The following is an 8632-nucleotide window of genomic DNA, read 5'->3' as shown; positions in this document are numbered from 1 at the left end:
CCCCTTGGCTGATCCTGAACAGCATAGCTGAAATTCATTCCAAGCTGCTCACCTGTTCCAAAAAGATCCTCAAATATAGGAAGGTCTCTCGGAGTTGAAATTATAAGTACATCTCTTATACCTGCAAGCATAAGAGTTGAAAGCGGATAGTAGATCATCGGCTTGTCATATACCGGCATTATCTGCTTTGAAATAGCTCTTGTAAGCGGATAAAGTCTTGTTCCCGAACCACCCGCTAAAATTATACCTTTCATTATATTCCTCCGTATTTATCTAAAATAATCGGCTCTGATCAATTATCGCCAATTATCTCTTGTCATACATCTTTGCGTAATACTTTTCGTAATCGCCGCTTGTCACATGCTCCATCCATTCGTTGTGATCAAAGTACCATTTAATGGTCTTTCTGATACCTTCTTTGAACATGGTCTCAGGCTCCCATCCGATTTCCTTTTTGATCTTATCGGGAGCGATGGCATATCTTCTGTCATGTCCCTTTCTGTCTGTTACATACTTAATAAGATCGTAGCTGAGCTTAGCCTTTCTGGGATCGCTGTCATCAAGCTCTTCTCTGAGAACATCGATGATTGTCTTAACGATCTCGATATTCTGCTTCTCATTGTGTCCGCCGACATTGTATGTCTCAAAGAGCTTGCCCTTCTCCTGTACCATGTCGATTGCCTTTGCATGATCCTCAACAAAGAGCCAGTCACGAACGTTCTTACCGTCTCCGTATACAGGAAGATCCTTACCTGCAAGTGCATTGTTGATCACAAGAGGAATGAGCTTCTCAGGGAACTGATAAGGTCCGTAGTTATTTGAACAGTTAGTGATATTTGCAGGGAACTTATATGTATCCATATAAGCTTTTACGAGCATATCCGAACTTGCCTTACTTGCTGAATAAGGGCTGTGCGGATCGTATGGAGTTGTCTCATAGAAATAAGCATTCGGATCGTCATCGAGCGAACCGTATACTTCATCGGTTGAAACATGAAGGAATTTCTTACCCTCTTTGAATGTTCCGTCCGGAAGCTCCCAAGCCTTTTTAGCTGCGTTGAGCATAGTAGCCGTTCCGAGAACGTTAGTCTCAACGAAGATCTCGGGATTTACAATAGATCTGTCAACGTGGCTTTCTGCCGCGAAATGAACAACTCTGTCTATGTCATTCTCTTCAAAGATCTTATTGATGGCGTCTCTGTCGCAAATATTTGCTTTGACAAAAGTATAATTGTCGCGATCCTCTACATCCTTAAGATTCTCAAGATTTCCGGCATATGTAAGTGCATCAACATTTATAATACGAATATCATCACCATATTTTTTGAACATATAGTGAATATAGTTGGAGCCGATAAAACCTGCCCCTCCTGTTACAAGATAAGTTTTCATCAAAAGTATACCTTTCCTTTTCATTTTTTCGTGGCTATTATATCACAAGTCAGTGCCAAGTAGAAGAGTCCCATACCGTAGCACATATATCTGGGCTGCGGAAATATCATCGATCCCGTAACCACAGAGTTTATCGCAATTCCCGAAAGCGTTAGAAATGCAAGCAGAAGGAAATCATCCTTCACATACTTCTCATTCCCCCTGTTTCCAAATATGCTACTCAAAAACAGTAGCACAAACGAAGTCAGAAACAACAGGTACATAAAAAACGATATCGGAATAAGAATCTTCGGACTGATATTTGCGACCGATATTACAAACGCTTTCAGTACATTTGCGGTAAATACATATATTATCGCTTTTCCTTCGCCTTTTTTTATCCTCTCAAAAGCATGCTTTAAAAGAGTCTTAAAAAGAATTCCTTCTACCTCATCCTCTTTTAACTGAGCATCGCAGAGCTCAAGTCCCGGAAAATGTTCCGCCACATACTCATCACACTTAACCTGAACAATGTCGAATCCGATGACATCATAACTCTCGGCATAGTGAGAAGCCATTGCTGCCCAGTCAGAATTAAATACATTCGCCTGGTCTCTCTTTTCATAACCGGGAGCATATTCTATGTTAAGCTGCTGCTCATTGCAGGCCTCAAAGATACTCGTATATAATGCATCAAGATCCGGAAAATTCTCATAATCCTTAAAGAGTTCCGCATCCTCGCTTCTTGCCGTATACAGAACCGTATCCAGACCGCCCTTACTGTTTCCTATATGTTCCACAAATCGTCCGCGAAGAGCCGAATTATATATCCTGTCAACTCCCTTTATACTCACGATAGCCGCAACGATCATAAGCACGGTTATAAAAAACTTATGGATACCATCCTGTCTGTTTATAAAAAGGTAAATCACAAATGCCGAAAAGCCCCATAAGATCAGGCATATAAGCATCTGTTTTCTGACACTTGCAATAAGTATCGCAAGCACAAATACTCTCACAATGTTACGCTGAAGATATGCTCTGTGCAGATGCCACAGCTCTATTGTAAAAATAACAAAAAGCGGTATCGCGATCGATTCGGTCATAATGCTCTCCGAATACATCGAGCCTCTTTTGGCCGCAAATCTGTTTAGCGACGCAACCGCCATCTGCGATAGAACTCCCGCATAGCCTATAAACAATGCGCTGTTTAAATTCAAATACCTTGACGCGACATTGTAAACTTCATTTCCGAGTCTCCATGAAGTATATACCCACAAAAGACTTTGAAGTATCACAGCGCAGAAAAGATATGAAGGTTGTCCTTTAAATTCACCGGAGAACTTAAAGGTTTCAAATATCTTTCTGATAAGTGCCAAAAAAAGCGGATAAACAGGCTCTCTTGAAAAATCCATGCTCACATAGCTCTGAGAATCCACGCACCATACAGGGCCGTCCAAAACCGCAATCCCGATATAAAAAATTAAAGGCAAAACAAAGGACAGAATCTTAAAAGATTCCAATCCTTTGTTATTGTTGCTGTTACTCATATATTGTACCTATATTCACATTCATTATCTGTACAAAATGTTAAGGTCTACATTTCCGGAGATACCGGACACTTTACCCTTTGATGTATGCTGCCACATATCATATCTTGTAGCGTTATATGTCGGGCTTGCTGCATACTGGGCAAGCCAGATCTTGTAATTTGTAAGCTTATTGGTATTGATCTTACTTGTAAACCATGTTTTGTTAGCGTATACGCCTGCCTTGTATCCCGCATTCTGAATTGTTCCGCAGAACGCTCTGATATTGGCAGTTCTCTGCTCTGCACTGATCGTATCGCCTCTTCCGTTACTTCCCTCAACGTCAAGGTATACAGGGAATGAAAGTCCGTATCCCTTACAAAGCTCTATTACCATTGAGGCTTCCTCAACCGCTTCCGCCTCGTTTACAGCCTGTGTAAAGAAGTAAACACCAACCTTAAGTCCTGCTGCCTGAGCACCCTTTATATTTGTTCTGAAAGTAGGATCTTCGATAAGTGCGCCCTGAGATGAACCTCTGTAACCGCATCTGATGATAACAAATTCGATTCCTTCGTTTCGAACAGCTTTCCAGTCGATTGATCCGTTCCACTTACTTACATCGATTCCTCTTGCTCCCGCAGAAGTTGTAAGAACTCCGTCACTTCCAAATACATACTCGACACCCTGAATAACCTGCTTACCTGTTACATACTCGCAGTTCTTGTTGTAGTAATAGGTCTTGCCGTTTATTGTCTGCCAGCCCTTGTATTTAAAATTGCCCTCACCCTTGTCCTTAAGGAAGAACTTCTCTTTATTGTAGTAATCTGCATAAGTCGCTTCTCTGAATCCACCTTCCGAACTCTTTACATAAACCTGAGTTCCGTCAGCAAGCTTAAGAAGTGCCTTCTTATCTACTACAGTAACCTCAATATCAAATGCATTATAACCTGTTGCAGTATATGTAACCGTTGTCTTTCCGGCCTTCTTACCCTGAATCTCCGTTCCTGAAACACCTGCTACAGAACTGTCTTTAGCTTTTCCTGAAAGTCCCGGATAATCATTTGCGTTAATTCCGATATTTATCTTCTCGTCCTGAACAAGTGTAATCTTCTTGGAATTGATGGGAAGATCTCCTGCTTTCTTCGCATTAACGGTTACAGTGATATATTCAGTCTGGTAATTTTCTGCGTTAACAGTAAGCTTTGCCGTTCCTTTAGCTACCGCTGTAATTGTATTGCCGCTGCATGATACGCATCCCGCATTGTCAGAAGTAATCTGTATTGCCAATCCGGATACTTTTGTCTCTATAGTCTTCTTATCACCTTCGGTAAGTGTCATTGAAGTCTCTTTTACAGGAACTTTGCCATTCTTTTCAAGAAGCGCTTTTTTGTCAGCTTCCTGCTTAAGTCTTGAAGCCTCTGCTGCCGCTGCTGCATCTTCTTTAGCTTTTTTATCCGCAGCTTCTTTGGCTAATCTTGAAGCTTCTGCCGCTGCTGCTTCCTGCTTCTCTTTTTCTTCTTTCTCTTTCTTAAGCCTTGAAGCCTCTGCTGCCGCAGCTTCCTGCTTCTCTTTTTCTTCTTTCTCTTTCGCTAATTTAGCTGCTTCTTCGTCTTTAGATGAATTTTGGTCACTTTCTCCATTCACTCCCGTACTTGCAGCATCCTTATTGCCATCTTTGTTCTCTTCGTTTGAATCACCGTCTTTTTTCTTATCTGCGCTATCATCAGGCAAAGTAGAACTATCGGTAGTAAACAACGCAACCGTCCTAAAGTTTGTAAAGTCAATTATCGATGATGATGACATAGGATTCGGAATGCTGTTTTTATCAATTTCCTTATATGTACCGTTTGCATCGGAAGCACTTCCGTCTGCAGGAATCTTCTCACTTTCAACATACTCAACGGTATCCTTAAGCGTTGATTCCACAACGTTCTTTACCGCTGTATCTTCTTTTGCAACGTTAACCTGTGATTCCTTCTTAACCTCGTTGCTGACATCAACGGCCTTCATTTCTACCTTATCCTTGACAGTTACCGTCTTGGTAGATGTATCAAGGCTATACTGCGAAAACTCGGCAGGAAGCGCACATGGTGTGATCTTATAAATGCCGGGCTTCATGTCTTTTTTATAGATGATACCGTCTTTGTCATCATCCTCGTAGTCGACCTTAGATCCGTCGGGTGTTTCAACACTTACCTTGAAAGGTACTTTTGCAACGAGCTTTTTGTTTTTTCCGATAAACTTTATCTTAATGTCGCTCTTGATGGAAGAAACGCTAAAAGTTACTTTTCCGCCTGTAACTTCCTCTTCCTCTTTCTTCTCTTCTACTACTTCTTCGACCTTTTCTTCTTTTGCTTCTTCAATAATACCTGCGGTCATCTGCTTTGCTTTCTCAGCATCGGCAACCGCAACAAGTCCGCTCTCTCCGACAATCTGAACATCGCTCATAGTCGATCCGACATCGGCAAATGCACTGATCTCGTGATTTCTGCCAAGTGTTTTTGTATAGAAAACTCCTGTTACAAGCGCGCCTGCAAGAATTACAACCGCAACGATCGCCGCAGTTTTCTCAACCGCACTTGAAGTTCTTATTGCACTTTTGGATCTGTTTCCACCTTTTTGGGATGTCTTTCGTCCACGACCATATTCATCGTTGTCATATCGGTCATCATATCCGCCGTCATACTCATAGTCGCCGTCGCGATATCTTGTATCATATTCGTTATCGCCGTTAAAAGCGCCTGCGAGATCGGCACTCTGAAATTCCTTGTCATATTCGGCATAATCACGATCGTCATCCGCATAATCTCTGTCATAATCGGAATCGTCATACTTTTCGTCAATCATGCGCTCATATCCGCGGGGTTCATCATCATAATTGTGAGAATTTTCCGAATAGTAGCGATCGTCATCCGCATAACCGCGGCCATAATCATCTCCGTTTTCATAGTCACGATCGTCATCCGCATAATCACGATCATAATCTTCTTTTTCATATTTTCTATCGTAGTCGTAGCCGCCGTCACTATATGCGCGATCATCCGCATAATCTCTGTCACTATACTTATGATCACGGTCGTATTCATAGTCTTCATAATCGCGGTCGTATTCATAACCATCGTAGTCACGGTCATAATCGTAATCTTCATAATCACGATCGGCTCTGTAACTGCGATTATCTTCAAATACTTCATACTCTCTGTCGTATTCTTCCCTATATTCCCTGTTGTCTCGTTTTTTTCTGTCATCAGAAGTCTTGCGGCCGAGAAATAATCCGCGCTTAGTCATCTTTTTCATATACACTCCTCGTACGATTAACTAATTTCCGTAACTAAATATATCCTCCCTCGATACCCCTCTATACCATATATAGCATTTTAACATTTCCGAAATACAATAACAACTTTTTGTTATCATTCGGTTCTTTTGTTTCTGTATATCGTATATTGCAGATTCGTGCCCCCAATCTGCTCCATCAATTACATGGGTTTATTAAGAAAAAAGACTGCTATCCCACATATAATGAGACTCATCCCCACAATCTTTCTCTTTGATATCTTCTCCTTAAAAACAATCCTCGACAGGATCAATACAAAAACATAGCTTATGGGCTCCATAACCACAGTTCCCATATATCCGAGCTTATCCTTATTATAGCCAAAGACCACCGTGATGACCATTGACACCATAAGCAGCGAATATCCGCCTATAACAAGGCAGTTAAGATATTCTCTTATAGCCGACGGATAGCTCTTTTTCGAACTCATCTTAAGAAAAATCTGTGAAGAGGATGCTATAAGCTCAGCCAAAAGCATCATAATAAAATACTTATACACTTTCCGCTTCCTCCTCCGATGAACTGTTCATAACTATAACTCCGGCAATGACAATAAGAACACCTATCACCATTCCGGGTGTGATCTTCTCAGAAAAGATCACGAAATTCCAGAGCATCGACCACATCAATGTGACAGCTTTATTCGAATAAGCTATGGAAAGCTGGAATTTCTTAATAACCTGCTGCCAAATAACCGCATAGATTGCCAAAACAACAAACTCAAGTGCAAAAAAGCCGATCCATCCGAGCGTCAACATAGGATACTCGGAAGCAAATTTGGCCGCAACGGTCGAAAGTGAATAGACAATGACTGCCCCCTGCAACTGCAGGATAGCGGCTATACTTTTCTTTTTCATTCTTCCGATTCTCCTTCTGTCTCAGATCCGCTTTCCGTATCCACAATATTCTTATAAACTTCCGCAAAATGCTCGGCTATATTCTTATTACATTCCGCATTTACATGAATGTTATCAACAAGAAGATCTTTACTGTTTTCCTCAGAAATATCTCCGTTATAGTTGTCCACAACGCTTACTCCGGGATTCTCAGCCTCTGAACATACCGTCATCATACCAAGGTAATACTGGAAAAGATCTCCGTTTCCAAGTTCAAGCTTGTCTCCTGCAACAACATTTCCATCCTTGTCAAAGCCGTAACAGAAAGTAACAGTCATGCCGACGATTCTCATATAAGGAAACTTCTCCTGAATCTTCTTGATTCCGGTAGCAAGCGCTCCGTTGTATGTCACTTCATCAAACTGATTGTCCGGGTTTCTTCCGATTCTTCCTTTGAGAAGATCCTGCGCATTGTAGTAGATGACCAAAGTATCAACCTTGTCAAAATCAACATCTTCAAGAGTCTTTATACTGTTTTCAAAAAGTGAAGCATTGTCAACCGCACTTGTAGCCTCGTGAAGTTTGGAATAATCTCCGCTTGTTATAGCATCAATTACACTCGGAAAACAAAAAGCATCAAGAGGATCGTTTCCGTTTGCGGAACGAGCCACTGTTGTCTCGGGAAATCCCGCAGATATGCATTTCGCACCTGAAGCCTTCTCAATCTGAGCAGCAATTCCGGTATCTCCGAGATCATGAGTAATAGCGTCATTTCCGACCATAAGAATTGTCTCTTGACCGTCATCCTTATGTCCTGCCTTCTGCTCGTCAGATCTATAGGTGATAAAATCCTGAAGCTCTGCCGCAATATTTTTCTCATCAGACTCTTTCAGCTCAATACTACTGTGATTCCATTTCACAATCTGAAATACATAATACAGAACGATAACTACGATAACTCCCAATACGGCAAAGTGAACCCAGCGCGGAATCTTACCCTTTTTCTCGTAGTCTTCGTCGTCATCATCCTCGGAATAACCTCTTTTACCGGTTCTCCTCGCCTTTCTGTCATCCTCATAATAATCATCATCGTCATACTCATCTCTGTAACGCTTGGAACGACTGTCTCTTCGACTTCTGCCTCTGTTGTCATCCATATACTCATCCTCCTGCCCATCATCTTCGTAGTCTTCAAAAAAATCATCATGCTCTTCATAGGCATCAGGATAATCTTCTTCATATCTTCCTGAACGCTTGCTGTTTCCTGACGATCTTACATCCTCTTTATCAAAATCATAGAAGTCATCTTTGAAATCGTCTTCATAACCTTCTTCAAAGCCTTCTTCGTAGCCGCTCTCATAATCATCTACAGGTTCGTCGCCATAGTCGTCTTCATAATCATCTCTGTAATCGCCGTCATATCCGGCTTCATCTTCATAATCTTCGGCGTCCCTGTAATCATCATTCTCGAAATCATCCATACGCTCGTCTTCAAGAATATCAAAATCATCATCGCTGTATATGTCAAAATCTTCTCTTCTGTTTCTCTTATTTCTCAT

At 41.4% G+C, this 8632-nt stretch carries 7 protein-coding genes; all 7 read right to left on the bottom strand.

Features of this window, described 5'->3' with window-relative positions; translation table 11 throughout:
* The coding region (locus BLP87_RS06955) for a sugar phosphate nucleotidyltransferase (protein ID WP_176756613.1) at positions 1 to 254 on the bottom strand (254 nt) is incomplete at its 3' end.
* A gap of 52 nt (positions 255 to 306) precedes the next feature.
* Positions 307 to 1392, bottom strand: a complete 1086-nt coding sequence (gene rfbB, locus BLP87_RS06950) for a dTDP-glucose 4,6-dehydratase (protein ID WP_074462037.1) — start codon at positions 1390 to 1392, stop codon at positions 307 to 309.
* Positions 1393 to 1412: 20 nt separating this feature from the next.
* Positions 1413 to 2921, bottom strand: a complete 1509-nt coding sequence (locus tag BLP87_RS06945; protein WP_074462036.1) for a hypothetical protein — start codon at positions 2919 to 2921, stop codon at positions 1413 to 1415.
* 24 nt (positions 2922 to 2945) lie between these two features.
* On the bottom strand, positions 2946 to 6197 hold the full coding sequence (locus BLP87_RS06940) for a glycoside hydrolase family 25 protein (protein ID WP_074462035.1): 3252 nt from the start codon (positions 6195 to 6197) through the stop codon (positions 2946 to 2948).
* A 182-nt stretch (positions 6198 to 6379) separates the two neighbouring features.
* Complete coding sequence (locus BLP87_RS06935; RefSeq protein ID WP_242871825.1) at positions 6380 to 6736, bottom strand: multidrug ABC transporter; 357 nt, start codon at positions 6734 to 6736, stop codon at positions 6380 to 6382.
* Positions 6729 to 7094, bottom strand: coding sequence for a transporter (locus BLP87_RS06930; protein ID WP_074462034.1), 366 nt, complete (start codon positions 7092 to 7094; stop codon positions 6729 to 6731). Before BLP87_RS06930 ends, BLP87_RS06935 begins: the two co-directional genes overlap by 8 nt.
* The gene (locus BLP87_RS06925) at positions 7091 to 8632 is read right to left on the bottom strand and encodes a hypothetical protein (protein ID WP_074462033.1); all 1542 of its coding nucleotides are present in this window, start codon (positions 8630 to 8632) and stop codon (positions 7091 to 7093) included. The genes BLP87_RS06930 and BLP87_RS06925 overlap by 4 nt, the downstream gene beginning before the upstream one ends.

The sequence above is a fragment of the Butyrivibrio hungatei genome (assembly GCF_900101605.1).
GTDB classification, from domain to species: domain Bacteria; phylum Bacillota; class Clostridia; order Lachnospirales; family Lachnospiraceae; genus Butyrivibrio; species Butyrivibrio hungatei_B.
The sequence above is the reverse complement of the archived record's forward strand: the minus strand, read 5'-3'. Positions and strand labels throughout refer to the sequence as shown.

Bases quoted from the DNA above. Each gene is read 5' to 3' on its own strand.
- rfbB (WP_074462037.1), bottom strand. From the start codon at position 1,392: ATGAAAACTTATCTTGTAACAGGAGGGGCAGGTTTTATCGGCTCCAAC.
- BLP87_RS06945 (WP_074462036.1), bottom strand. From the start codon at position 2,921: ATGAGTAACAGCAACAATAACAAAGGATTGGAATCTTTTAAGATTCTG.
- BLP87_RS06940 (WP_074462035.1), bottom strand. From the start codon at position 6,197: ATGAAAAAGATGACTAAGCGCGGATTATTTCTCGGCCGCAAGACTTCT.
- BLP87_RS06930 (WP_074462034.1), bottom strand. From the start codon at position 7,094: ATGAAAAAGAAAAGTATAGCCGCTATCCTGCAGTTGCAGGGGGCAGTC.
- BLP87_RS06925 (WP_074462033.1), bottom strand. From the start codon at position 8,632: ATGAGAAATAAGAGAAACAGAAGAGAAGATTTTGACATATACAGCGAT.